The sequence below is a fragment of the Gilliamella sp. genome (assembly GCF_024104075.1).
Taxonomy (GTDB): domain Bacteria; phylum Pseudomonadota; class Gammaproteobacteria; order Enterobacterales; family Orbaceae; genus Gilliamella; species Gilliamella bombi.
In genome coordinates this window covers 1-26,407 of the sequence record NZ_JAGGHR010000031.1, presented here as the reverse complement: position 1 = coordinate 26,407, position 26,407 = coordinate 1, and the positions used below count along the sequence as shown (strand labels likewise).

At 31.7% G+C, this 26,407-nt stretch carries 19 protein-coding genes and 1 pseudogene; 5 read left to right on the top strand and 15 right to left on the bottom strand.

Going from position 1 to position 26,407, the window contains the following annotated elements; translation table 11 throughout:
* Positions 1 to 426 precede the first annotated feature (426 nt).
* The 4 genes and pseudogenes from J6569_RS09005 to J6569_RS11290 form a co-directional block, all read left to right on the top strand.
* Positions 427 to 1,071, top strand: coding sequence for a hypothetical protein (locus J6569_RS09005; RefSeq protein ID WP_296301409.1), 645 nt, complete (start codon positions 427 to 429; stop codon positions 1,069 to 1,071).
* Positions 1,072 to 1,227: 156 nt separating this feature from the next.
* Complete coding sequence (gene tssF / locus J6569_RS09000; RefSeq protein WP_296318282.1) at positions 1,228 to 2,994, top strand: type VI secretion system baseplate subunit TssF; 1,767 nt, start codon at positions 1,228 to 1,230, stop codon at positions 2,992 to 2,994.
* Between the two features lie 9 nt (positions 2,995 to 3,003).
* Complete coding sequence (gene tssI / locus J6569_RS08995; protein WP_296318281.1) at positions 3,004 to 5,517, top strand: type VI secretion system tip protein TssI/VgrG; 2,514 nt, start codon at positions 3,004 to 3,006, stop codon at positions 5,515 to 5,517.
* Between the two features lie 81 nt (positions 5,518 to 5,598).
* Positions 5,599 to 5,673: pseudogene (locus J6569_RS11290) on the top strand (IS5/IS1182 family transposase); the annotation flags it as partial.
* 147 nt (positions 5,674 to 5,820) lie between these two features.
* On the opposite strand, the gene J6569_RS08990 reads toward J6569_RS11290, so the two are convergent.
* Positions 5,821 to 6,087, bottom strand: a complete 267-nt coding sequence (locus J6569_RS08990) for a PAAR domain-containing protein (protein WP_363319051.1) — start codon at positions 6,085 to 6,087, stop codon at positions 5,821 to 5,823.
* Between the two features lie 191 nt (positions 6,088 to 6,278).
* On the opposite strand from J6569_RS08990, the gene J6569_RS08985 reads away from it, so the two are divergent.
* A complete protein-coding gene (locus J6569_RS08985) occupies positions 6,279 to 6,797 on the top strand; it encodes an Hcp family type VI secretion system effector (protein ID WP_065635576.1) in 519 nt (172 codons plus the stop codon).
* 79 nt (positions 6,798 to 6,876) lie between these two features.
* Here the strand turns inward: J6569_RS08985 and J6569_RS08980 are convergent, their stop codons facing one another.
* The 14 genes from J6569_RS08980 to tssB all read right to left on the bottom strand — a co-directional run bounded on the left by J6569_RS08980 (position 6,877) and on the right by tssB (position 25,647).
* Positions 6,877 to 8,241, bottom strand: coding sequence for a VasL domain-containing protein (locus J6569_RS08980; protein WP_296318280.1), 1,365 nt, complete (start codon positions 8,239 to 8,241; stop codon positions 6,877 to 6,879).
* Positions 8,242 to 8,293: 52 nt separating this feature from the next.
* A complete protein-coding gene (gene tssM / locus J6569_RS08975; protein WP_296318279.1) occupies positions 8,294 to 11,806 on the bottom strand; it encodes a type VI secretion system membrane subunit TssM in 3,513 nt (1,170 codons plus the stop codon).
* A 16-nt stretch (positions 11,807 to 11,822) separates the two neighbouring features.
* Positions 11,823 to 13,229 (bottom strand): type VI secretion system protein TssA, encoded by a 1,407-nt coding sequence (tssA, locus tag J6569_RS08970; RefSeq protein ID WP_296301174.1) that lies wholly within the window; start codon positions 13,227 to 13,229, stop codon positions 11,823 to 11,825.
* A 12-nt stretch (positions 13,230 to 13,241) separates the two neighbouring features.
* Positions 13,242 to 13,850, bottom strand: a complete 609-nt coding sequence (gene vasI / locus J6569_RS08965) for a type VI secretion system-associated protein VasI (protein ID WP_296301175.1) — start codon at positions 13,848 to 13,850, stop codon at positions 13,242 to 13,244.
* Between the two features lie 75 nt (positions 13,851 to 13,925).
* Positions 13,926 to 16,544 carry a type VI secretion system ATPase TssH gene (gene tssH, locus J6569_RS08960; protein ID WP_296318278.1) on the bottom strand — a complete coding sequence of 873 codons (2,619 nt, stop codon included), beginning with the start codon at positions 16,542 to 16,544 and terminating at the stop codon, positions 13,926 to 13,928.
* Between the two features lie 14 nt (positions 16,545 to 16,558).
* A complete protein-coding gene (gene icmH / locus J6569_RS08955) occupies positions 16,559 to 17,293 on the bottom strand; it encodes a type IVB secretion system protein IcmH/DotU (RefSeq protein ID WP_296318277.1) in 735 nt (244 codons plus the stop codon).
* Positions 17,294 to 17,295: 2 nt separating this feature from the next.
* Positions 17,296 to 18,639 (bottom strand): type VI secretion system baseplate subunit TssK, encoded by a 1,344-nt coding sequence (tssK, locus tag J6569_RS08950; RefSeq protein ID WP_296301178.1) that lies wholly within the window; start codon positions 18,637 to 18,639, stop codon positions 17,296 to 17,298.
* Positions 18,639 to 19,169: a type VI secretion system lipoprotein TssJ gene (gene tssJ / locus J6569_RS08945; protein WP_296301179.1), complete on the bottom strand. Its 531-nt coding sequence runs from the start codon at positions 19,167 to 19,169 to the stop codon at positions 18,639 to 18,641. Before tssJ ends, tssK begins: the two co-directional genes overlap by 1 nt.
* A 1-nt stretch (position 19,170) precedes the next feature.
* On the bottom strand, positions 19,171 to 20,481 hold the full coding sequence (gene tagH / locus J6569_RS08940) for a type VI secretion system-associated FHA domain protein TagH (protein WP_296301180.1): 1,311 nt from the start codon (positions 20,479 to 20,481) through the stop codon (positions 19,171 to 19,173).
* Positions 20,456 to 21,439 (bottom strand): type VI secretion system baseplate subunit TssG, encoded by a 984-nt coding sequence (tssG, locus tag J6569_RS08935; RefSeq protein ID WP_296301181.1) that lies wholly within the window; start codon positions 21,437 to 21,439, stop codon positions 20,456 to 20,458. The genes tagH and tssG overlap by 26 nt, the downstream gene beginning before the upstream one ends.
* Positions 21,403 to 23,154 carry a type VI secretion system baseplate subunit TssF gene (gene tssF, locus J6569_RS08930; protein WP_296301182.1) on the bottom strand — a complete coding sequence of 584 codons (1,752 nt, stop codon included), beginning with the start codon at positions 23,152 to 23,154 and terminating at the stop codon, positions 21,403 to 21,405. The genes tssG and tssF (J6569_RS08930) overlap by 37 nt, the downstream gene beginning before the upstream one ends.
* A 15-nt stretch (positions 23,155 to 23,169) precedes the next feature.
* Positions 23,170 to 23,598 carry a type VI secretion system baseplate subunit TssE gene (gene tssE, locus J6569_RS08925; RefSeq protein ID WP_296301183.1) on the bottom strand — a complete coding sequence of 143 codons (429 nt, stop codon included), beginning with the start codon at positions 23,596 to 23,598 and terminating at the stop codon, positions 23,170 to 23,172.
* 11 nt (positions 23,599 to 23,609) lie between these two features.
* On the bottom strand, positions 23,610 to 25,091 hold the full coding sequence (tssC, locus tag J6569_RS08920; protein WP_296301184.1) for a type VI secretion system contractile sheath large subunit: 1,482 nt from the start codon (positions 25,089 to 25,091) through the stop codon (positions 23,610 to 23,612).
* A 64-nt stretch (positions 25,092 to 25,155) separates the two neighbouring features.
* Positions 25,156 to 25,647 (bottom strand): type VI secretion system contractile sheath small subunit, encoded by a 492-nt coding sequence (tssB, locus tag J6569_RS08915; protein WP_296301185.1) that lies wholly within the window; start codon positions 25,645 to 25,647, stop codon positions 25,156 to 25,158.
* Positions 25,648 to 26,407 lie beyond the last annotated feature (760 nt).

Here is a 26,407-nt window from a genome sequence, read left to right as displayed (position 1 = left end):
CAACCTGCTTCACCATATTTACCAAAATGCCTTTAGAAAATGTTAAGAAACCGAAAATTAAATGTATTTGCTTATTTTAAATACGTTATTTTTTAATTAAAGCAATATTTTTTAACAATTTTATACTGTTAAGCTACTTTATTGTTTACTGTTATATAGAATTTATTCTTTGTCATTATAATTCAAACGGAATTAATAATGGATTTTTATGGTAATGTTTGTTTTATTACGTTACGATTATCTTATTTATGTAATAGAATGTAAAGTATTAGAAAATTTTTAACATCTATTCAAATAAGGACAAATAACATCATGCAAAAAATAACCAAATTAGTAAATTTTATAATTATTTTATTTTTAAGTATTTTCTTGATAAATTGTTCATCCTCTCAAACAGTAAAAAATCCGGCTTATAGCGCTGCAAAAGTGGCTAAAGTACAGTTAACAGATAAAGATATTTTTGATGAGGAGTTGGATAAAGAGATTACCGATTATGATATTCAAGAGGCCGCCTATTTGGCTAAAAAAGGATTTCATGTTCCTCTTAATTCTTCAATTATTCTTGTGCAGTCTGGAGAAAGTGTACCTGATGCCACGATGCAGTCAGAAATGTCAAAGTACTATCAGGTTTCGGTTTATAATGGTTTTCCAAAAACAAAAACATTACTAAACCGTCGAAAAAGCAAAGATACAGATCATGTCATTTATAATAATTATATGAAACAACTTCGTCTTATCGCTGCCAAAGGAGGTCAACGCACCATTGTCATTTATTGGGGAGAGCTTGAAAACGGTATTCTTGACGAAAAAACAAACATTGTAAATTGGCGTTTGTATCATGGTGGTAAATTACCGAGTAATACCAAAGCATTACGCTATTTATTAAAATTTACATTAGTTGATGTTGTAACTGGTAATTGGTCAGCATACTCACCTATCAATATTGAGGTAGATTATATCCCTTCAAAGCCTCGTAATAATATTACGGATGCTGCTCAAATTGATCAGCTTATCCATAAAGCATATGCTAATGCAGCCTTATTATTAGCTGAAAAGTATAAAGGTAAATAACACGCTTTAAATCAAGTTATTGTTTGATTTTTTATAATATAATTAATTGCGATTTTATGTTAACATTAATGGCATGATGATATGTAAATAATATTTAAAGATGTTAACTGTATTCGAAAAGTCTTAGTCAATCTAAGTCAATGAGGTTTTAAGGGAATGGAGTTAAAAGATTTTTATCAAGATGAAATTTCATACATTAGACTATTGGCTCGTCATTTTGCTGAAAAACATCCTGAGTTAGGTGCGTTTTTTTCGGCATCAACTGACGATGCTGATGTTGAGCGTATATTAGAAGGTAATGCTCTTTTAATTGCTCGTTTGCGTCAGAAAATTGATGATGCTTTTCCAGAAATAACGCATGCTCTGTTAGATGAAGTTTGGTCAACGCCAATTAATCCTATTCCTGCAACAACGGTTTTTGAGTTTACTCCCGAAAGAAATGGTGAAATAATTTATATCCCCCCTGAAATACATGTACAGAATTCAAAAAACCCAGGAACTGAAAACCATTATATTTTTCAAACAAGACGAGAAGTTAGAATATTGCCGTTACAAATCATTAGTCGTAAAATTGTACATAGTAATAAAAGTTCTCAGCTTACTTTAATGTTTGAATGGTATGGTAATCAAAATCAAATCGATTGGGAGTCTAAATTATTACCGCTATTTTTAGGAGAAAATAGACAGACAGCTGGATTATTATTGTTGTGGTTTTCACATTATTTAGAAAATATCCAAATTAGAGTGGCTGGAGACGAATATTTATGTTCCAAAAAATTGGTTAATATTAAATCTCCTACGGAAGAAAATTTACTTTTGCCATGTAATGGTTCTCCTTATTGGCGTTTGCAATTATTGCAAGAATATTTCTATACCGATCATGTTAATGACTTTATTGAATTAGATATTAGCTATATAAAACCATATCTTCATCAAGGTGAGGATACCCGTTTTGAGGTGATTTTTAATTTTAACCAAGCATTTCCTTTCGACAACCTTATTGATGAGCATGTATTTCGTTTATATTGCGTACCTGCAATTAATAAATTTTCGACAATAAGCCATCCAATTTCATTTGATAGTGCAAAGAGAACCCCAACGGGTTTTGTTATTAAACCAACCAATCCTTTGCATGAAATTTATCGTATTCATAGGGTCTATTCACCTGCAGAGGCACATCGGTTAGGTCGTGGAGGTTCCATTGAATATAAACCGATTACTAAATTTTCTCCTACACGGTTTACATTTAATGAAGCTGATATTTTTTATAAAATAGAGCGAGAACATGACGTTATTGGTAATGTCATTTATAAACTTTCTTTTTTTGATCACAAAGGTAAACCCACTGATATAACCGATATAAATTATTTTATTTGTGAGCTTGAGTGTATTAATCGTCAAGAAATTACAGGTCTGAACATAAATGAAATTTCAAAATCCACAAGTGATGTACCGAGCGGTGTTACATTTACCAATATTACTAAAGTCAGTAAACCTTTTTCACCTATAATATCAAGCCATGTCCATTGGCCATTAATTTCACATTTATCATTAAGCCCTATTTTTTTAAATGATATTAATGTTATTCGGCAAATAGTACAAGATTTTGATATTCATAGTAAGTCTAATCGCCCTGCTCATAATCGTTTAAAACAATTTTTACTTGGTATAGAAAATGTAATAAGTCATCCTGTTGACAGACTTGTTAATGGATTACCTTTAAGAGGTGTTCAACTAGAATTTTATTTAAATCCTGATTTTTACCCAGATAAAGGAGAAATGTTTAGGTTAGGATCATTATTAGGAAATTTTTTTGCTTATTGTATTACCAATAATAGTTTTTTATTAACTAAAATAATCAATACACATACTAAAGAATGTTGGACATTACCCCAAATTAATGGCAGTAAAGAACAAATATAGGAATTTGCTATGAATAACAATGGGCTTCATTTTACGTGCAAAGTCGGTGAACTTTCTGATGATACTTTTTCTGTGTATAAATTTACTCATGAAGAGGCACTATCTGAACTATTTACTCTTATTTTATATGTCGCAACCAAAGAACCATTATCCGATCTGAGTAGCTTAATTTTACAGCAGGTAACATTTAAGGTTAACGCTAGCGGTGAAGAACAACGAACCATTTCTGGCTTGATAGAAACTATTGAACAGGGAAAATCTGGGTTCAGACGTACTCATTATAAAATTGTAGTGCGCCCTTCTGCATGGCTACTTACGCTACGCAAGGATAGCCGTATTTTTCATTTTAAAAGTGTTCCTGAAATTATAGAAAGTATGTTTTTATATCATAATGTTCAATTTGATAGTCAGCTTAATGATGAGCATTTAATTAGAGAATATGTAACACAAAAACGAGAAACCGATTATCAATTTTTTAAACGTATCACCGCAGAAGAAGGAATAACTTTTTGGTTTGAGCAAATTGATGATAAAAATCAGCAAATTTTCTATTCAGATAGTCGTTTAGGACAAAAATCAGGTGCAAGTTTGATCTATAATACGCATCCACAAACAGCCGAAACTGGCGATTTGATGAGTGATTTAACCTTTTCGGTAACAATGAAACCCAATATGGCGATTCATAAAGATAGAAATTATACTAAGCCCGCTTATGAATTAATGCATCAATCATCAACTCAACAAAGTAATGAACATTTTACTTTTTTTGAAAGTTATGGACGCTTTGAGGATGATAAGCCTGGTAAAACCTTTACTCGATATCGTTTAGAGGCACTACAAGCTGAATCAGAATTAGGTTGCGCGACAACAAATTGTATAAAATTGATGCCAGGAACAATCTTTACACTCAGCGAACATTCAGATAATAAATTAAATGCGAAATGGCAGGTTGTTAGGGTTAATCATCAAGGTTATTGTCCTCAAGCATTAGAGGAAGAAGCTGATGGTGGTGTAACCGTTGTCAGTAATCACATTGAATTTATTTCAGCCGAGAAAGAGTGGCGACCTGCTTATATTCATAAACCAGTTCCTGATGCCAATGAAATAGCCGAAGTTGTTGGCCCTGCTGGCGAAGAAATACATACGAATGAATATGGGTGTGTTAAAGTTCATTTTCACTGGAATCGTTATGATCCCGCTGATGATAAAGCTTCTGCCTGGGTAAGAACATCTAGCCAATGGGCTGGTAATGGCTTTGGTAGTGTTACTTTACCTCGTATAGGTCAAGAAGTGATGGTTACCTACATTGATGGCGATATTGACCGCCCTATTATTAGTGGTCGACATTATAACGCCCTTAATAAACCACCTTATGAATTGCCTGCCCATAAAACCAAAATGGTTTGGCGCTCTAAGTCACATAAAGCTGAAGGCTATAACGAGATTTCGTTTGAAGATGAAAGTGGGCAAGAAGAGATTTTCATTCATGGTCAAAAAGATTTTAATGCCCTTATCAATAATAATACAACATGGGATATTCGTAATGATCATAAAAGCAAAATAGCCAATAATAGTACTATTGAAATCATTGGTAATAGCGATGTTTCAGTCAAAGGGGAAACACGGATAAAACGTGAGTCAAGTAAATCAGAAAAAATTAGCAATGAATTTCATCTCAAAGTTGGCACTGATTATGTAATTAATTCTGGTAATGAAATATCAGCTAAAGCAAACTCAAAAATTACATTAGATGCTGGGACAGAGCTAACCATTAAAGCTGGGGGGCAATTTATTGTATTAAAACCATCAGGTATATTTACCTCTTCACCATTTAATATTGGAGCGGGTTCTCCTGGCAAAGGCAAAAAACTTAATTTAAAAATTCCAGGATTTATCGCTACTTTAGTTGCTCCGACCCTTGTTCAACAAGGGACAATTAGAAAAAGCGCACCTTTTTGTGAGGAATGTGAAAAATGTAAACAAGGTCAATGTGATATAGGTGCTACACCATCGGATATACCTGATAATTCAGCCAAAGTACAAAATTTAATTTCGGGAGGCGGATTTGCTGGTGGTTTAAGTAATCCTAATATGATAATGAACGGCGGATTTGCTGGCGGTTTAAGTAATCCTAATATGATAATGAACGGTGGATTTGCTGGTGGTTTAAGTAATCCTAATATGATAATGAACGGTGGATTTGCTGGTGGTTTAAGTAATCCTAATATGATAATGAACGGTGGGTTTGCTGGTGGTTTAAACAATCTCAATATGGATATATTTGGCGGAACATCAGTATTAAATAATATTGTAGATAAACTTGGATTTAATAATCAATTCCAATTTATATCAGGAGCACTTGACAAATCAGCACAACTTAATAATAACATAAAAAATGTTGAAGAAATGCTTAAAATGCCACATGGTATTAATGGAGTAGCTAATAATGTAGTTGATAATTCATCTATACCAATGAGCCCATCCAAATCTAATCATAATGATTTGTTAAAAAAAACATTATGATATGATTTAAAAGAATTAAATCTTATTGAATAAATAACGTGTAATAATTGGTAAACTAAAACACGCCGTTTTTCTCTATTTAATCGTAATATTGATTGGCGTTTATATAGATACATCCATTTGGTTGAAAGTGAATTTGCTAAAATAAAATATTATTGAAGCATAGCAACAAATTACGATAAGTTGATAAAAAATTATATTGGTATGGTCATATTAGTATGTTGTATAACGTGGATAAAACTATAAAGGAGGGCTTATGATTAGCTTAAAAGATCAACAGCCCTTAATTAAATAATAAATATTTTATCCTACACCAACATCACTTGTAGTTGAAATTAATGCGCAACCACAAGCAGTTTTGTGCCCATCTAAGGCAATAGGTTTTCCTTCATCTTTAAAATTAGCTTCACCTTCAACTATAGGATTATTACCGTGCCCTGGTATAGGGCATGACACCAAATCACCAACTCGTGCGACAGGTTTTCCTTTTATTATAGTTTTTGTTGATGCCGTTATGACATTTCCACCATGGCTTGTTGGATCGCCAAGCCGTATTACTCCGCGCATAATTTCCTCCTCAAGTAGAATATTTTAAACATGATAATCAATATTGGAATATAAAATATGCTAATTTATTTAGTTTTTTATAAATGTTTTGATCCATTTTATTACAAATGATGTAAAATAGATAATACAATTCACATAAATAACTTTATTTAAATAATGTTTTATAACTAAGTCATTAAAAAAAGGGGATTACTATGCCAACTCCATGTTATATTTCTATTGAAGGGAAAACACAAGGAAACATTACTGCTGGTGCTTTTACTGCTGAATCAGTGGGTAATATTTATGTTAATGGCCACGAGGATGAAATGTTAGTACAAGAGTTTTTACATAACGTTACTGTACCTACTGATCCTCAATCAGGACAACCATCTGGTCAACGAGCTCACAAGCCATTTCAATTTGTTGTCGCTTTAAATAAAGCTGTTCCTTTGCTTTATAATGCGCTAGCATCTGGCGAGATGCTACCAAAAGTACAATTAAAATGGTATAGAACATCTATAGAAGGCAAGCAAGAACACTTTTTTACTACAACACTTGAAGATGCAACTATTGTGGATATGGATTTACATATGCCCCATTGTCAATCACCAAGCGATAAAGAGTATACTCAATTGTTAAAAGTATCTTTAGCTTATCGTAAGATCATTTGGGAACACACCGTTGCTGGCACATCAGGATCTGATGATTGGAGAGCACCAATAGAATCTTAATTAACATAAATTAAAGGTTAAAAGTGAAATTCGGCTTTTAACCTTATTAATATGAGTTTTTCAACCTCATAATTATTATTTAATTATCCTTATCAGTTTGGTAATACCTGGTCATAATAGCTTTCAGTTGTCGATCAAATTTTTGTTTAAGTTCAGTTGTGATATCTTTTCCATTTTGTTGAAGTTCTTCAATTTGACGTAGCACTTCTTCAATAGGAGGCTCATTATCTAACTCTTTTTGAATATTATCAAGCATCGAACGTAAGTGATTAATCGTAATATAGCGATCTTCTGATATTGCATTATCTACTTTATTTATTAAGCTTTGTAATTGCATTTTCGCATTATGATAGTTTAAAGTGTTAATCTTATAAGCAACATTAGCTTGCAATTGATTCTGCCAATAATTATCCAACTGCTTATATTTTTCCTCTTCTGGCCATAGCCGTTGAACATTTTTCAATAAATTATTGATATAATAATAAGAACTAATAGGCGATAATGATGAAATATCATGAATTTGTTTTTCATAATGTGTCAATATAAAGGAGCGTGTTTTTTCATTATTGATCAAAGAAATATTTGGTTGTTTAGATGAATCCCTATCAAACCAAGATAAATTTGGCCCCATTAAATCTAACATTTGTGCATGTTGGCAATTAAAAAATTCCATTACACAAAAACTACAAACAGAAGCTAAAATAACGCCAAACGCAAAACTCCACCATGAAAATCGCTTTTTACTATGATATTCTAATGATATAGTCGATACATTTGGGGATATTTCTGCTATTTCATTTGTTTGGTATTGATCTTGTTCTATATCTTTATTAGATAAATCTTGCCTATTAGAAGTTTCCGGAAGATAAAGTAGTATTTTTTTAATTGATTTTTTTGGTTCTTTTTTCGGAAAAATGATATGTTTTTTTTCTAAAATTTTTATTTTATTTTCTATATAAAATAACAGGTTATCAATTAAAGGGGATTTTTCAAATGGCACTTGATATAATTTATCTATTACTTTTTGAAGAGCATCGCAAGCACGTTGCAATAACGCTATATCTTTGATAGTGAAGTCTTGTTGGCGAATCAAAGAACCGAGCCGGGAATTAAACCAATTTAATGCATCTACTCGAAAAACAGGGTTAGTAGGCCATAAATCTTCCCATTGATAACAAATAAGTGATTTAAGAAGTTCACAACCTTCAACAAAGCCGCTCAAACCATAACGGTGGTATCTTGCAAGGGTATAATAACTAATCGATAATAAATCAATTCCATTTTTTTCAAAAAGTATCAGAGCATTATTTTCTATCAATGCCCAATCAATAATTGGATGTTTAGGATGACTTAATTTATTAATTTCTGATTTTATAGTTTCGAACTCATCAAAATGAGAGGGATCTTTTCCCATTTTAATAATGTGAATATTATTTTGTTCCATCGCACAATCTCAATAAACAGATCCATAATAAAATTAGGATCTGTGTCATTTTTTAATAAAGAGTATCAGAAAGTTTAAATTGGCTAAATAATCCACCAGCAAATGGATTTTCTGCACTATCAACTTGAATACGATAAATAACAGAACCTCCATCAATATCGTAACGTATATCAAAAGATGAATCAGTTATATTAGTTAATTTACCAATATCAAATAATCTAAATTGCCCCCAAAAGCCAGAACGAATTAAAGTCCTAGAGCTTTGATTTGTGTTTGAAATTAGTGTTAATTTGCTCTCTATTTCCTCTCGCATTGTGTTTGGCCAAATTATTTGAGTTTCAATACTTTTACCATGGCTATAATCAACTAACTGTCCATCAAGATTTAAAATACTACGACGTTTATTCGCTGACATAGAGATAGGTTTAATGGTGTATTGAACATTCAAGGCATTTTGTGCATCAAAAAATGTCCTTCTAATTTTATCTGCTACTTTCAGTTGCGCTAAAACATCTGATCTAATTAGTCGTTTATCATTAGCATTTTTTAATAAATTATTATCAACAAAAATTTTTAAATTTTCTTGATAAAAACTATCAATCACTCCTCCATTTTTGAAGAAACGTTGAAACTCACTGAGTGAAACATCATGATTAGATGATGTATTAAATGGATAACGGTTAGCAAGGTTTAAATTAAAATCTTTGACCACTTTCTCGTTCCATTCAATTTCCAATGAACGTATAGCTTCGGTAATAATAACATCCCAAATTTGTTTAGATAACTCATTTAGCCATCTTCCCAACGGTTCGGGAGCTGTTTTAGCTAATTGTTGAATCTCAATGATAGGATCACTACTATTCTGATTCATATGCAGTTGTACTGCTTTTAGCGCAGCCTTACCTGAAGAAGGTGAATTCTGTATCATCAACAAATAACGATGTAAATCACCCAATTTTTGAGAGGCATTTTGAATAGTGCTCAATTGTTGATTATTATCTTGTAATACTGAAACAGCTTTTGAAAACTCACGATGAATACTATTGATTAGTGTTCGCTCTTCATCAGTAAATTCTGATTTATTAGTTTTTTTATTATTTAAATCAGGTATAGGTAAGGCTTCGGAATTATTTTTTATAAGCATAATTGCTTTTTTCAACGGTTGTTCACTACTATTAATGCTCTCCAGCGTTTCTATGGCATTAGCAATACTGTCAAAATCCTTTATGATTAAATTATCATAAGCTTTATGCCAAGTATTTATATAATCGTTCATATATAAATCAATAATATAATGCTTAATATTCTCCCTATCAGCATGCGTATATTTAGTACTTTTAGATATACCTAAAACCCAACTGTCTAATGCGGTTAAGTCTATAAAGCTCTCATCTTGTTTAAGAAAATAGTTAATTAAACTTTCATAAGTCAAAAATTGAGGAATAGTTAATTGTTTTTCATTGTTTACTTTATACACCGAATTAAACGATGCCCCAATTTCAGTTTTAACATTTAAGTCTGTAGGTAATATATTAGCCGATTTTAGTCGTAAATTTTGATATATACGTTGATAAATAGAAAGTTTTCTTAATTCAATCTGTGCTTGTTCTATAAATGGTTTAAATGGCATAAAAGCATCTATAGCCATTTTATCACCACTATTTCGTTCTTTTTTCCATTGGTTATGGATTAATGCATAATCCAAATGTTGTATTAGTTGATCTTGTTTATCTTGTTGTCCAATAAATAGATCACTCCAACGGTTACTCATATAATTTAGCACTAGCTCTTTGTCTCGTCCTGATTCATCTTCAATCATTCGCATAATACGTAGCACACCTAGTTTTTGTTCACTTTCTTTCGGTGCCAGTTGGAGTTCATCGGTTAATCCATGCATAATATCCGGTAGATATCGCTGTTGAAGCAGTTTTAAATACATAGATTCTATGGATGGCGCTATTTTATACCCTTGATAAAATCCAAAATTAGATAAATAACGATTATACTCATGATAATTACCATAAGCGAACAACGCCTCACGCAGAGGATTAAGCTTTGGTAATTCCGAATCACCATAAATATCTTTTTGAGCCATAGTAGGAATTTTTATATACTGCTTCATTTGTGCTAAAACAAGATCGCCTGCATCGTAGTTTTTCTTATAATAATAGTGAAATGTTGCAATTAGACTTATTGAGCACAATATTGCTACAGCTGAAAATAATTTAATTTTACGTCGATAATGCTGCTTAGATTTTAAGTTATAACCAGCAATATTTGGTTCCGCTAATAAAACATCTTTAAATAATCGTGTTGAAAAATAAGGTTGAGTTTGTAATATTGGCCATGTTGGATAAGGTTGTACATTTAAATGATATTGTGATGCTGTCGTTTTGACAAAAATATCACCCATTTGTCCTTTTTGTGTTGAAGAAACTAAATATAACCCACGAAGAATAAGCATCTCTTTATCTTGATTTAGCAATAAATAATTAATGATATAGCGTAAGTAATCATGTATGCCATGCATCTGACGACTAAAGGAAAATAATGCACTACGTTGCTGAATATCAACACTATTTAACATCATATCAGGTATTGCCTGATTCATCTGTTTGCCCCAATTTAGCCAGAACATGCTAAATTCTTCATTCCATTTTTTCTCATCATCAAAGGTGACACCTAAAATACTATCTCGTTGGTGTTTATCCAATTTTTGGAACATGGCTTCAAAACCGTAAAATAGATCTAGTTTTGTGAAAACAACATATACTGGTAATTTACACTGTAAAGTTTTATAAATATCAAATATTCGTTGATGCAAATTTGATAAGATTTCATCTTGTCGTCCTTTATTAGAAGAGACAAAATCGTATAAATCAATAGTTAAAATAATACCGTTTAACGGTTGATTACTACGTTCTTGTAATAACCAATTTAAAATTGAAAACCATAATCGGTTATATAATTTTGGTTTTCCCAAATCATCAGTATTAGGTTGATGAATTAGTAATCCATTTACATCAAAAATAACAGCTTGTTCACCTAATAGTGGATTAACTAATGGCTTTTCTTTCTCACTTAAATCCGGCTGATAAAGTGACGTTGTCGGATAGCCTTCCTCTAAAAATACGCTTTTCCCACTCTGAGTTTCACCAATCATTAAATACCATGGTAACTGATAAACACTATCTCGATTATTATTAAAGTGTTCTTTTAATTTAATTATCCAATGTTTTAAATAGTTAAGCTGTATACTAATATCATCTCTAAGGGGATCTTTGGACTTTTCTTTACGATCTTTCTGCTTATTTTCATATTGCTGTAATTTTTTGATAACTACATAAAATCCCCAACAAAAAAAAGCAATAATGTAGAATGATGTAATTAATAGCCGAATTTCTATTGATGAAAAAGGCTGATATTCGGCAATAGTCCATTCTGCACCTAATATCCAAAGCCAAATCAATGAAACTATAGCTATAAGGATAACAAGTAATGTTACTGACGGTTTAAGTCTAGGTAATTTTGCGCCGATTAATTGAAATATTAAAGGTAATTTCATTGCATCGTCCTATTTTTTAGTTTTTAATCTTTGTTAATTGAATTAACGTTTCAATGAAAGAAGGTTCCCATTCCGTTAACGTCATATTTTTGCATGCAGTTAGAATACTCAATGCCTGTTGTTTTGCGATAATTTCAAACCCAGCATGTTTCAAAAGTTGTGCATTAATTTTTTGATAATAATAATTATCTCTTAAATCGTTAGAATAGCTATTTTCTTCAAGCAATTGGATTGCTGCTTCTAACCCTTTTTGCTTATAACACTCAAAAATAACTTGTTCTAAATCAGTTTGTAAATTTTGAGAATGTGAATTTTTTGATGTCAACCATTTTTTCATATTGTCACTAATAAAAGGAGTGTGATCACTGTATTTCAAATCATATAATTTAGGCAACCGATTTAATAAAACCAGTAATTCATCAAGAATAGCCTCAGCTACACTATTAAAGCCTAAATGGCATGCCATATTTGCTGAAATAAAATGCCCTTCTAGCCAAAATGGCATAAGTGTCAATTCATTTTCTATTTTTGCCCACTGCTGTATTGTAGTCTTAGATATATTCGCTTTATATTCATTAATACGATCTATGGGAACGGGCATTAAATCTGTTATATCATTATTATTGAGCGGTTCGGCTAAGGAATAAAATATTGCATGCCGTCTTAAACGGATACTGATTGGATTCTCTGGATGTTTATCAAATAATATCTCTGCAACTTTTATTAATGTTCGCTTCCATTCGACTTGCGTCTCATGATTAATATTTACTGACTGAAGAGGTACTTGAAACTCTGGATTTGATTTGCTTTTAATATCATTGATAATTTCTTTTTTATTTGTATATTTATCTTCTGATGAAGATACTTTATTTTCATCTTTAGAATTAGGTGGCTGTAAAGAAAAACGTTGATATGTTATTAACAACTGACTAAATTCCTCATCACAAACCAAATCATTTTCATCAAAAAATTGTTTAATTGATAACAAATAATTATATGCTAACTGCTTTTCTATGATAGTTGCTTCTTCATCAAAAATTTTATTAGCTTGTGAAAATCGTTGAATAATTTGTTTAAATAACCTTGCTTTTAGTTTAGGTTGTGGTGCAGAAATTAGCCAATATTTTGCTATATAAATTGACAATAAATAAATAGCTAACAAAATATTTTGAGGTTTTTTGGCGTGCTGTAATGTTCTCAATAAGTGTGCAATTAGGCGTACATCTTTACTTTCTTTTAATAAAATTAACGCATTTTGTTGTATCTTTTCTATATCAATTTGCCCATGTCTAATAGTTCCCATACTTGCAATTGTACTATCGATATATTCCCAAACAGGGTTACTTTCATCGATCGGTAATGTAGGATCTTTTATTTCACTCAATATAGGCTCAATCCAAGGATGATTTTCTAATTCTATCACGCTCATTCCCCCTTACCAATGACATGCTGTTCTTAAAAATTTTATTGAGGAATTTAATGTTGTTAAATTAAAAACCAAGCCGTTTAACTTAGGATCATCTGATTTTAGTGTTAATGATTTTGCATTAAGAATACGTTTAATTTGTTCTATACCAAGTAATCCCCTACTTGACTCAAAAATAAAACCATTATCTCTGACAAACCAATTGACTTTTACCACATCATTTTCAGTGACTAATTGGAGTTTAGTATTTTTATAGTTTATTGGATTAAATAAAACTATTTGCATACGCGTGATATTATCGATACAACTAAAAGCTAAAATAGGTCTTGGTGGTTGAAGACCAATAGCATAGGTTGTCAATAAAACTCGAGAGTTATTATCTGAAGTATTAAGAATAAAATGAGGACTATTTTCCGTACGCGTTTTTTCTTGTTCAACAATCCAAAACCAGAGAGGACTATGTTGTACCATCTCATCGTTTGGTAAAGAAGTTATATTATTTGGGTGTAAGATGTTATCATAACATTCTAATCGTGTAAGTGCCGATGTTTCTTTAGTGCATTGGGCTAATAAATTAAGTATTTCTTTATCATTTAACGTCGCATTAGCAAAACTCATAAAATTAATACCCAATACCATAAGAAGGAAATACCCAATATGAATAAGATTAAAATGATATTTTTTTCGCATTAGTTAATTAATCTCTGCTGTGAATTGATGATTATTAACACTAAAGTGAATAAGTGTTATTGTTTCATTTGCGGATACTTTCTTAAGCAATAGTAGTGAGACTGGTGGTAATAAAAAACCATCAATAATCGATTCAAGCATCCTAGCTCCATTTTCATTTCGATTTGCCCGATTAATTATTTCTTCTGCTACCGCTTTATCGAAAATAACATCAGCCTTAAAACGATCATAGAGAACGTTATGTAATCGAGTTAATTTATCTGCAATAATTGATTTTAATGTATCCTCTGATAAAGGTAAGTAAGGAACTATTTCCATTCTTGCTAACAATGCAGGTTTAAAGAAATTAGCCAACTCCGGATATAACCTATCTATAATATCTTCGGGTTTACTAGAATACTGGACAATAGTTTGATATCCTAGATTTGAGGTTAAAAAGAAAACCACATTTTTACAATCAATTATTCGCCCCTCACCATCAGCCATTTCACCTTTATCAAAAGCTTGATAAAATAAATTTAATACATCTGGGTGAGCTTTTTCAACCTCATCTAATAACACAACAGAATAAGGTTTCTTTCGGATTGCTTCAGTTAATACACCTCCTTCTCCATAGCCAATATAACCAGGTGGAGAGCCAATTAAACGAGAAACGGTATGTTTTTCTTGAAACTCAGACATATTTATTGTTGTTAGATACTGAGCACCACCAAATAATAAATTAGCAATTTGTAATACAGTTTCGGTTTTACCAACACCACTTGGCCCCACTAGTAAAAAAGCACCTAGTGGTCTACCCGGCCTTCTTAAATCAGCCCTTGAAGTTAATAAATGCTTATGTAAATGAGCGATAGCAAGATCTTGTCCTTTAATGATCTGATTTAAATAAGTAGGGAGATCAGTAATAATTTTTAATTCATCTTGAGAAATCTGCCTAATGGGGACTCCTGTCCATTCAGCAATAACATTTGCAATTTGTGATTTATCAACATGAGGAGAGACTAGATGATCTTGAGCTTCATTTAGTTGTTTTGTTAGTTGTTTTAGTTGAGAAGTCAGTTTTATTATTTCTACTTCTTTTGTATCATCTACTGTTTCACAACTGCTATCTTCAAGTTGTAATAGTTGTGTACGTATACTAATTATTTTCTCAACTAACTGTTGCTGTTGCTGCCATTGAGCTTCAAGTTGTTGTAGTTCTTCCGTTAATGATATATTTTGTGTCTTTAACTCCGTCAAACGTTCATCGTAACCACCTAATCCTAAATATTGTTGACGTGTTAACAACTCGATTTCAGTATTATTCTGATACAACCTATTTTGTAATGCACAAACACGTTTTGGTGGAGTTGTTAGATTAATTGCAATACGTGCACAAGCTGTGTCTAATACATCAATAGCCTTATCTGGTAATTGTCTACCAGATAGGTAGCGATCACTTAATATAGCAGCCGCTTTCAAAGCGTCATCATCTATTAAAACACCATGTGCATTTTCATAAATCGATCTTAATCCTCTAAGAATAACAATAGCTTCTTCTGCACTAGGCTCATTCACCTGTACAAGTTGAAAACGTCTAGATAAAGCTGCATCTTTTTCAAAATATTTTTTATATTCACGCCATGTAGTTGCTGCAATGGTTTTCAATTCACCTCGAGCTAATGCTGGTTTTAATAAATTAGATACATCTAAACCTCCAGCACTATTCCCTGCACCTATTAATGTATGTGCTTCATCAATAAATAAAATAATTGGTGTTGCAGATTCAATTACCTCCGACATGATCCCTTTGAATCTCTTTTCAAATTCTCCTTTAACCGAAGCCCCCGCTTGTAATGCACCTAGATCAATATTCATTAATTCAGTACCTTTAAGTTTATCAGGAACTTGATTATTAATAATACGTAATGCTAACCCTTCAATTAATGCACTCTTTCCAACACCTGCTTCACCCACAATAATAGGATTATTCTTACGTCTACGACACAATATATCAATCATTAAATCTATTTCTTCATCACGGCATAAAACGGGATCTAATTTGTGTTGCCTTGCTAGCTTAGTAACGTTAGTTGCGTAGCGATCTAGTAAAGTGAATTCATTAAGGGAGGTAGAAGACGATGGCTCAGCCTTTTCTTCATCTGAAATATTTTCAGCAGAACCTTGTGTCCACAACTCAAATTCATCTTTTAATAATTCTTGATTAATTAATTTAAGATGCTGAGAAAGTGGTATCGAGACATATCTGGTAGGATTTTGAAGTAAAGCAAGTAATAAAGCACCAGTTCTAATTTTGGATTGTTTCAATTCAATCTGAGAAATTAATAATGCTTCTTGGAACCATTGAACTAATAAAGGCGAAAATGGAGGTGTCTCGTCCCATTCTGTATGTATAAATGCACTTTCATCTAATAATTGTTTTAATATCTGATAATCAATTTTAGCTCTATCCAAAATCATTCGTATATCATTTAGTGGCGTGTCTAAACATTGAAATAAATAATGTGATATTGTAATTTCTGGTTGTTTTTTACTAACACATAATGTTGCTGTTGTTTCTAAAATTTGTCTGCTTATAGGATGAAATTGAGCAACTAATTTTGGTAAATCGATTCTAATCATATACTTGCCTAATATTAATGTAACAATAGATTTAATTGATTAATAATTTCTTGCGTTTGGCTATTTAATTTCAATGTATAAATTAAATAAACTATCAATAAGCCCGCAACTAAATATACTGAAAGCGTTGTGATTGAAAATTTTTTCTTCAACTTGTAAGGACTTTTTATACTCTCTCCTTGAGATAATACTATATTGCTGGACTTATCTTGCATTGAGTAGAGTAAATCATGTAATCTTCGAAAAATCTTATTAAACTCTTCAGTATTCCCAACGCCAACTTTATAACGTCCGCGAAAACCAAGGCAAAAACATATATATATAAACTCAAGTAAATCTTTATATTTTTGAGGCTCACTCATTAAACGCTCAAGTAATAAATAGACCCTTTCTCCCCCCCATGATTCATTATGAAAGCGAACTAGTAATGAATGAGCTCCCCAATTATTTTGGGTATTCCATGGATGTTGCATAGCAAGTTCATCAATAAAGGTACAAAGTACATAGCGAAAAGAAATAACTGCACTTGATTCGTACCCTTTAGTTTGTAAAATATGCTCAACAGCCAAAATATCGTTTACAACCTGTTTATAAACCTCTTCAGCATTATCCAAATTTGTCATGTCTCTTAAACGTTGAGTCATACCAAGTAAAGGAGTTGCAGCATCGATCATTGGATTGATACTGTTACCTCTTAGAATAAACGTTTGCTGTATTGTATCTTCATGATGGAAAATGGTATTTTGCATTATTATTTTCCTCGAATAGCCCAAAATTGCATATCAAGTTCAGGAAAATCTCCTGATACGTGGAATGCAATAGCGCCATTAACAATAATCTCTTCCCAAGCTGGAGCGTTAGTATCTAATTGAAAATAAGTATAACCAGAATGGTATGGTAATTGTGAAGGAGCGGCACTGAGTGCTTTAATAGGGATACCTGAAACTTGTATACTTACAATCTCACGAATTCTATTCGGTGTTGATACCTTTGTCTGCTGTACAAATGATCGTAATAAGGTTTCTTGTGGTACATGAGCCTTCACTGCTAGAATAAAATCTGCAGTACGTAATAATGTCTTATCATGAATAACACCATCAAATACACCATGAGAATGTTTTGACAATTGAATAGAAACCGCTCTAGGCATTAATACTGTACTTAATGCACGGCGGGTAATTAACATTAAGTTATAGAAAGTAGTTGTAAGATCATCATGATTGTAATGCTCAAACAATGGGCTTACACGTGATTCATCTGTAAACGTCATTAATTCACCACAAATTAAAACTAATTGACGATAAAGATCTTCAGGATGTACATTAGAGCGTTTTGCCAAATGTATAAAAATAGGTTTTGCCCTATTAAATAGTTGCAACATTAGAAACTCAGCCACATCAGCAACACCTTGCTGATGTGGTGCACTAATCCTTTGTGATAACTGCTTACCTCGTTCGGTGATTAATCCTGCAACTTCACTTAAAAAATCATATAACAAATATGAAACACTAATTGAATTACAAGTTGGAATAAAATATTCATCTAAAACTAGTGTACCATCCGCTTTTTTTTCTTTAATTCGACAAACTGGTAATACAGTATAAGCACTAAGATCTTCTGATCCTTGCATTAAGCGTGGCGACAATTTAGCAATAGGAACTTCACGTATCTCTCCATTTTTACTGAAAATATCGCGAACATTTATCTCATCATGCACATATCTTGTTTCCCTCATCTTATTATTGTTTGTAAAATCTATAGCAGTAACTGACTCACTCCGATTTGGTAATACAAGATAAATATTATGGCTTTCAGCGGTGTCTAATTTTTTTATTTCAATAGGATCTGGTAATTGATCTTGAAATGGTATATCAAATAATGTGCCATCTGGCATTAGTCCAAGTGCAGACGATAATCCTATGCGCCCTAGTCTTAAAAATTCACGATTGAGTTCTAAGGTACTAAATCCATAAAAATAGTTATTGATAAAGTTTAAATGGTGACTTAATAAATAATCATAATAACGCTGTTGCTGCTGAAAATTTTGTGGACGAACAGCCCCATTTACCCAAATAACATTGCTATGAGTACCCATTATTTTTCTTCCTTCTTAATTAAAACTTCATTTGTTTTTATGTGTATTAAAAAAGTTGCTTTTTTGCCTATAGCTTCAACTTCGGCAATGTCAGCCCAATAAGAATTATTAATATCGCCATAATGTGCTATTACCCCAATAAATCTTGTTTTTTCAGTTAGTTGTAATGGTGGTAAAATTTTATATTGGTCGGGTAATATAGTGTAATCTTGATGATCAACATAATTCTTGCCAAGTACTTTTTCAGGTCCTTCAATTAACAACTGATCATAGTTTGCACTCAGAAAGTGTGAGTCTTCATTAAGATAAATAACTTGTAGTTCTATCGGTGTGGCCTCACCCTCCTGATTTTGATTAATATCCTCATCAGATAAAAAGGTCAGTGTTACTTCAGTTGGGTTATCAGATGGATAACCAACAGGAACATTGGGATCGTTGATTACTTCAAAAATCTTTTTAGTTGTTTCACACCCTAAAAGATTAAACAATAAAAAAAGACAAAAAGATATTTTCAACAAACGATTACACATATCAAATTCGCTCCTGATTAAGTCTTCGCAATTGTTTGTCATATTCTTGTTCATAATGTTCCCAAAACAATTTTTCAAAGCCTTGTTGCCGATTAGATGACAACTCTTTGTAGTAACTACAGTACATATTCCAAGACCATGTTCCATCATGATCTTTCACCTTTCGGCTATTGCGATAGATCTCAAAGCGATTTGATAACTGATCGGGTGAAAACGCATCTAGCATAGCAGAAAGTGCATATTTAGTTGCAATTTCACTAGCCTTATTATGGATTGCAATATTTTCTAATGATTCTTTTACAGCTGCTGGTGCTGATAAATAAACAGAACAAGGCTGTTCAGAAAATAGTAACGCCATTGTATCAGAGTAATTCTGATTCAATCGTAGGGGATTATCCTCTATTGGTCTTAAATTTTTATTTTTCAAAACATCTTTTGAAAGATTTAATTTTAATAAACCTTCAACAGTAGCTTTAAGAGTCTCTCCCAATTCCTCTAAAAGAGCACTTGCTTCATCCGTATTATGAATATTTAAACTAATTCCCAATCCACGAAGAAAAGGAACTAAACTTAAATTTACATTTTCCATGGTATATGTATTGTCATCATGTAACGTTGAATCACAATTAGGAACTTCAATAAAATTATTGTCCATTAGGCTTCCTTGTTTTACATTGTAGTCTACTAATGATTTTGATTGTTCTGATACACTGTTTTCATGTTCTGATATACTTTTATAAAATTCAGATAATGCATCGTTAGAGTCTTTTTCTATTGCTTTAAAAGGGTCAACAATTTCACTTTTTTGCTCTGTATCACTATCATTATATAGATGTGAAATAGTATTTTTATCTTTGTTATTAAACATATCATCTAGTGATATATTATTAATTGATATAATCTGTGAAGGTGATTTATCTAAAGGATCATCTAATAACTGATGAAGATCAGCTCCAATTCTGGCATGAATAATTAGGCTACCTATTCTTATTTCATCGCCATGCTGTAATTTAACAGAATTGGCTTGTGATGATATTTCAGAATGATTAATAAATAATTTATCCTCCATTGGTTGAATAAAGTAATATCCATCTTTATTATTTATTCGGGCATGAATACCTGAAACAGTGTTATAAAAATCTTGTATCTGCCATTCAGCATTTTGATGACTGCCAATTGTACCTCCGTTGAGATTAAACACATGCTCTCTTGTATTACCACTATGAAGTGCCTCAGTATTTCTTATTTTTAACTGTAAAATTTGATGATTAATTTGATCCATGACTTTATTCTCGCATACATATAGTGACACTTGGATAATCTGGCATTTCACCAATAAATGTAGTCCATCCCAATAAACAACTTGTTTCATTACCTAAATTCATTTCATTCAATTGATCTTTAGCTAACGAGAGCCTAACATCAAATGCAAGCTGATCACGTAAAATAAATGTTACCAATGTTTTTAATGGTTCAAATAATTTTCCAGAAGGTAAAAAAGAAAGGTAACTCTTAACAGATAGCTGATTTAAACATAAAAGAAATTTTCCATTGCAGTCATTAATATTATCGCCAATAACAAAATTTTCACCTAATTCAGAATTCATTTTACCTAAAAAAGTCTGCTGGTCAGGTTGAATTGGTACTATTCGTTCTTGCCAGGGAACAATAAAAACATCATTTAAATCAAAACAGTGTGCAATTAATCCGCTAATTACTTCTGGAGAGCGAGTCGTACCAGAAAGTAAGCCTACATATGACAGCATTTTGCTATGATTAATTTGTAGTGTTTCCCGTAATTTGGGATTTTCTAAGCCAACAAAAGCAAACATGCGCTGTGAAAAGTCATCTAATCCATCATTATAAGAGATATAATAACGATATTTACGCCAAATGCGATGAAACAAAGTGATAAATCGATGATTAAATAGATCAAGAAAATGGTTTAAACCAGATTCATCTTGATCGTAACTCCAAGCGAATTTCTCTAAATAGAAAGTTGGTAAAGGTGATTGACTACCTTGCAATCCTAAAAATGTCGTTTCTAACAAATATTTTCCATCATCTGTTTCTTTTAAACTTGATATATCACTTGTAGGGAAAGCTAGAGCTCCATTTGCTTTATAACAAACTAACTCATTCTCAGGAAAACTATCTTTATTTAAATCATCCTGTTTATTATGCGTTTTATATATTAACTCAATCAGTTGATTGAAGTTATATGTTTTGGCGTCTATATTAGCAAGTGCTGACCGACTTTTACTGGCCATGTATAACGCTCCTGATTATCAATATTTACTAAAACTAATAAATGAAATGAATTTAATGCGGCTTGCTGAGCTAAAAAATGAGCTAACACTGTTCCCCAAAGGTATAGCTCTCCTTCAGATTTAAAAACTGATTGACTTAAATGTATATATGTCTTCACACCTCGAACAACCATTCTATTTGCTAATTTACGTTCAATTTGGTTGGAGTCAATTTTAACGATACCACTAAGAATTTTTAATAATGTTCTTTCTTGCTGTGGATTATGCATTGCAGGAAAGTGATAACTTTGAAAAATCTGTTTTAAAATATCTTTTTGCAGTAATGATTTGTAGTTTTTTGCCAAATTGGAAATAGTTGTCCAATATTGTGTTTCATCAATCATTGGAACTAATTGCAGGGTTGGACGAATAATATTTTTCAATGTAAGGTAATTATTATGATCTATTGAAATAACCTGATTCAAATCCCCAATTTTTAATTGGGATGGTTTATCTTTATTTGAACAAAGTAATTTAACTGAGATAGTTTCGATATTACCAATCCAATCCTTTTCATCACTACGGACAAAAGAAATCCAGTGACGAATTGTTAACATTCGTTTATCTTGCGTTTGTGTAATATTGTAAAAATGCCTTTCTGGACCTTTATGTAATTCGTGTTTATATTCGAATCGATTAAAATCGTAATATTCTGTTATCTTATTTTTTTCTGACTTACTTTCAACCTTTACTACTGAGTAAATTTCAAAGTTATCACTATACTGATAGTTAGCCTCTAAAGGATATTTTTCTTTTTTTCCATCTAATAGTATTGGCTCCGCATCATGATAAAATAAATTTATTGCAGGTACACAATTAAGTTTTATCATATCTTTACGCAATTTAATTCTAGAATCAATAATATAACTAAAATTAATTTTTAATTGAAAATGATTATAATTAACGCTTATAGGAAATAAATTTTTGTCATCGTGTGAAAGTTGTAAAAAAAGAAAACCCTCAGGAAAAGCAAAATATTCATGTAGTGTTCTGAATCCTTTATTAGTATTATCTGCATATGGTAAGAGCGTTTGCTCATTATTAAAACCGATAGGGTTAAACCGTAAATTGGTTAAAGGTAACTCAACACCATTAACAATAATACAGCCTGATACTACATAATTTAATAGCATCATATATAAAATACTACCAACGTAGCTATCCTCACCTAGATAGAATTGGAGATCATTTAGATTATTTAGTTTTAAATCTGAATCTAATACAAAATCAATAATAAGGGAATTTTGTTGCAAGTGATGCGATAGCTGTAAATCTTGAATAACTAATGGTGTAACTAATAAATCACGACAAGTTTGAAAAGCATACGAAACTTCACCTGTAGCTTGATACTTTATTTCATTCCCTTTACGTAACATAGCACTTGCCGTTTTATCGTGAACGGATGCTTCCAGAATAGTTAAACTTGGAATAGGCTTTAGGTAACTTGGCCATAATAAGACCAACAGTGATTGAATTAACTCTGGTAAACCAGATTTTAATTTTAATTTAAGTTGACTGGTAATATAAGCAAGACCTTCGATCAGTCTTTCAACATCAGGATCTTTTTCATCTTCGATGATAAACTGTAACAATTGAGGGTGCACTTTTGCAAAGTCATGTGCAATATCTCGAACAAATACAATTTCATCGTGGAACTGTTCTGTAATTAACGACATAAAATCAGTTCCCAATCATTCAAAAAAGTAACGTTGTCTATCATCAAAATGAACTCTAAACTCTATGTTATCTGTACCAAACTCATCCTTTACAATTGCTTGAATTGCAAATTGCATTGTAAGTAAATTGCTATCATTTGCACGAGCAATCACTGTAACTTGTATAATGCGAGGCTCATATTTTTCTATACAATTCTTAATTTCTCGACAAATTTCAGTTTTAATTTCCGATGAATTCATTGTTGCATCATTTAAATCAACAACACCCATTGGATATGCGCTTTGGCAGCCACCAGGACGGCTATTAAGAATCCTTAATAAATTAAATTTAATCGAATCCAAACGAGTTTTATTTAATTCATAATCATTCTGATTCGACTCAGAATGAATTCGATCAAACAAGCTTTGTTGTTGATATTTTTGCCACCTTTGTAATGCTGCCATAATATTAGGTATTATTCTTTATCTAGACGACCAACGAGTGATAACTCAAAATTAGCTCCCATATATTTAAAATGAGGCCGAACTAATAGTCCAACTTGATACCAACCTGGATCACCTTCAACATCTGAAACAGTTACACTGGCTGCTCGTAATGGCTTTCGACTACGAACATCAGCTGGCGGATTTTCTTGATCTGCCACATACTGTTTAAGCCAAACATTTAACTCACGCTCTAAGTCGGCTCTTTCCTTCCAAGAACCAATTTGCTCACGTTGCAATACTTTAATGTAGTGTGCTAATCGATTAATAATAAACATATAAGGCAACTGTGTACCTAATTTGTAATTTGTTTCAGCTTCTTTTCCCTCTTTGGTATTCGGGAAGCGTTTAGGCATTTGTACTGAGTTAGCCGAGAAAAACGCAGCATTATCTGATCCTTTTCTCATTGTTAATGTAATAAAACCTTGTTCAGCTAGCTCAAGTTCACGACGATCTGAAATAAGTGTTTCTGTTGGAATTTTCGCTTGGAGCTCCCCCATTGACTCATAAAGATGCACTGGTAAATCTTCAACGGCACCACCACTTTGAGGACCAATTATGTTGGCACAAAAACGGTATTTTGCAAAACTATTAGTAATACGAGTTGCAAATGTAAATGCTGAATTTGCCCACAAGAAATGGTTATGATTATCGTTAACTTGCTCATTATAATTAAATGTTTTTATAGGATTATCTGAAGTTGAATAAGGTAAGCGTGCAAGATAATTACCAGCTAATAAACTACAATATCTAGCATCTTCAGATTCTCTAAATGAACGCCATTTCGTATATGCAGGGCTTTCAAAAATTGAACTAAGTTCTTTAATTGATGACATTTCAGTATAGCTGTCAATTCCAAAAAATTTTGGCGAAACAGACGAAATAAATGGAGCATGAGCCATTGCTCCAACAGCAGTGACATATTGCATTAACTTAATATCTTGACTAGCTGGAGTAAATGCATAGTTTCCAATCACTGCTGCAACAGGTTCACCACCAAATTGACCGTATCCTGCTGTATAGATATGTTTATAAAAACCACTTTGAACAATTTCTGGTGCATATTCAAAATCTTCTAATAATTCTTCTTTTGTTGCATGCATTAACTGAATTTTAATATTTTCACGAAAATCAGTTCTGTCAACGAGTAGCTTTATTCCACGCCATGCACTCTCAACTTGTTGTAATTTTTTATGATGTAAGATCTCATCCATTTGGGCTGAAATCTTTTTATCTAGCTCAGCAATCATTTGATCAACAAGTATTTTATTGATAGGTTCTTCTTTACTATCATTTTCTAACATTTTAGCAATAAAAGCAGCTACCCCTTTTTTAGCTGTTTCATATCCTTCTTCTGCAGGTGTTAATCTAGATTTCGACATAATTTGATCAAGCAAACTGCTTTCTTGAATTGTAGTTGGTTCTTGAAGAGTATTAGATTCTGCTTTAGACATATACCTAAATTCCTTATTTAATTGAATATTAATAATTTAATAACTAGACATACTAATAAAAGTACTAATCTTTATCAGAGATCTGTAATTCATTTAATAGATTTTGTCTTGCCGTATCATCAGATAGTACATGTGCAATCGCTTCTCTAAAGGCCTTAATATTACCCATCGGGTTTTTCAAAGCTGTGAGTGCTTCACGTAATTGAATTAAATTATTAATCTCTGGTACTTGCTTTGCTATTTGATCAGGGTTAAATGAATAAAGGTTTTTAATATCAAGGTTAATTAATAATTCCTCATCATTATCTTCTTGCAACTTATTTTGCACATTAAAAGTTAAATTTATATTCGATTTTTCCATTACATCATTAAAGTTATTTTTATCAATAGAAACTAACTGACGTTCTTCAATTGAAGTATCTTCAGTTCTACCTTTATGATCACCTACTATAACGAGATTTAATGGAAGTTCCTTTTCTTCAGTTTGATCGCCTGTAGCTGGCACATACTTAATATTAATTCTCTCTTTTGGGGCAACGCTCGCACTTTTACTCATAAATACTTTCCTTTAATGGATTAAAAAAACACAACCAAATATTAACTAATTATTTACTATTTTTTTATTATATGGCAATTTCTCTATACTTTAAACATAAAAATACATAATATCGATTAACGTTTTCATTCTATTATTTTTATTATTTGCTTAATGTAATTAATTTATTGTTTTTATAAAACAATAAATGTAAATATCTCTTAGCTAGTGCAAAACTGGGAAAAAATTTACTCTGCCTGTTTTCGTATTTTATATTCAATTGGTGTCATATTATTTTTAATACGTCAGGAGATTTTTGGTGTTATAAATAGTAAACTACTCTATTCATAATGCAGTTTTAACTACCAGCTTATTCATAAAACTGGTTAATTTACCTAAATCTTCCTGCGTTTTTATTCCTTTGGTTAACTCTGCTGCCATCTTTCTTAGTTTTTGTTGGTCTATTTTATATTTACCTTGTTTTCACTCATTAGCATAGTTTAAAATACAAACAGAACTTAATCGGTTTTACTAAGTTTAAACGGTATGGACTCTATTCAAATAATGGTGATATTGAAACCGTTCCGTTCTACATTTGCCAGAAATAGATTAACATGTCGCTTAAGCTGAGCAAGTTTAATCTCATCGTTAGTGTTGTCCTGTTATTTTGATAAATAAGATTTTAATACTCGTGTAATTGTTATTTTTAATTGTTTACTGTCCATATTCTTAAATGTGACAAAGTACTTAAAATGTAAGTATTCAGTATACCTAATATCTA

Excerpts from the sequence above, each read along its gene's own strand:
- tssF (WP_296318282.1), top strand. The coding sequence starts at position 1,228 with ATGGAGTTAAAAGATTTTTATCAAGATGAAATTTCATACATTAGACTA.
- tssI (WP_296318281.1), top strand. The coding sequence starts at position 3,004 with ATGAATAACAATGGGCTTCATTTTACGTGCAAAGTCGGTGAACTTTCT.
- J6569_RS08985 (WP_065635576.1), top strand. The coding sequence starts at position 6,279 with ATGCCAACTCCATGTTATATTTCTATTGAAGGGAAAACACAAGGAAAC.
- J6569_RS08980 (WP_296318280.1), bottom strand. The coding sequence starts at position 8,241 with ATGGAACAAAATAATATTCACATTATTAAAATGGGAAAAGATCCCTCT.
- tssM (WP_296318279.1), bottom strand. The coding sequence starts at position 11,806 with ATGAAATTACCTTTAATATTTCAATTAATCGGCGCAAAATTACCTAGA.
- vasI (WP_296301175.1), bottom strand. The coding sequence starts at position 13,850 with ATGAGTTTTGCTAATGCGACGTTAAATGATAAAGAAATACTTAATTTA.
- tssH (WP_296318278.1), bottom strand. The coding sequence starts at position 16,544 with ATGATTAGAATCGATTTACCAAAATTAGTTGCTCAATTTCATCCTATA.
- icmH (WP_296318277.1), bottom strand. The coding sequence starts at position 17,293 with ATGCAAAATACCATTTTCCATCATGAAGATACAATACAGCAAACGTTT.
- tssK (WP_296301178.1), bottom strand. The coding sequence starts at position 18,639 with ATGGGTACTCATAGCAATGTTATTTGGGTAAATGGGGCTGTTCGTCCA.
- tssJ (WP_296301179.1), bottom strand. The coding sequence starts at position 19,169 with ATGTGTAATCGTTTGTTGAAAATATCTTTTTGTCTTTTTTTATTGTTT.
- tssG (WP_296301181.1), bottom strand. The coding sequence starts at position 21,439 with ATGGCCAGTAAAAGTCGGTCAGCACTTGCTAATATAGACGCCAAAACA.
- tssF (WP_296301182.1), bottom strand. The coding sequence starts at position 23,154 with ATGTCGTTAATTACAGAACAGTTCCACGATGAAATTGTATTTGTTCGA.
- tssE (WP_296301183.1), bottom strand. The coding sequence starts at position 23,598 with ATGGCAGCATTACAAAGGTGGCAAAAATATCAACAACAAAGCTTGTTT.
- tssC (WP_296301184.1), bottom strand. The coding sequence starts at position 25,091 with ATGTCTAAAGCAGAATCTAATACTCTTCAAGAACCAACTACAATTCAA.
- tssB (WP_296301185.1), bottom strand. The coding sequence starts at position 25,647 with ATGAGTAAAAGTGCGAGCGTTGCCCCAAAAGAGAGAATTAATATTAAG.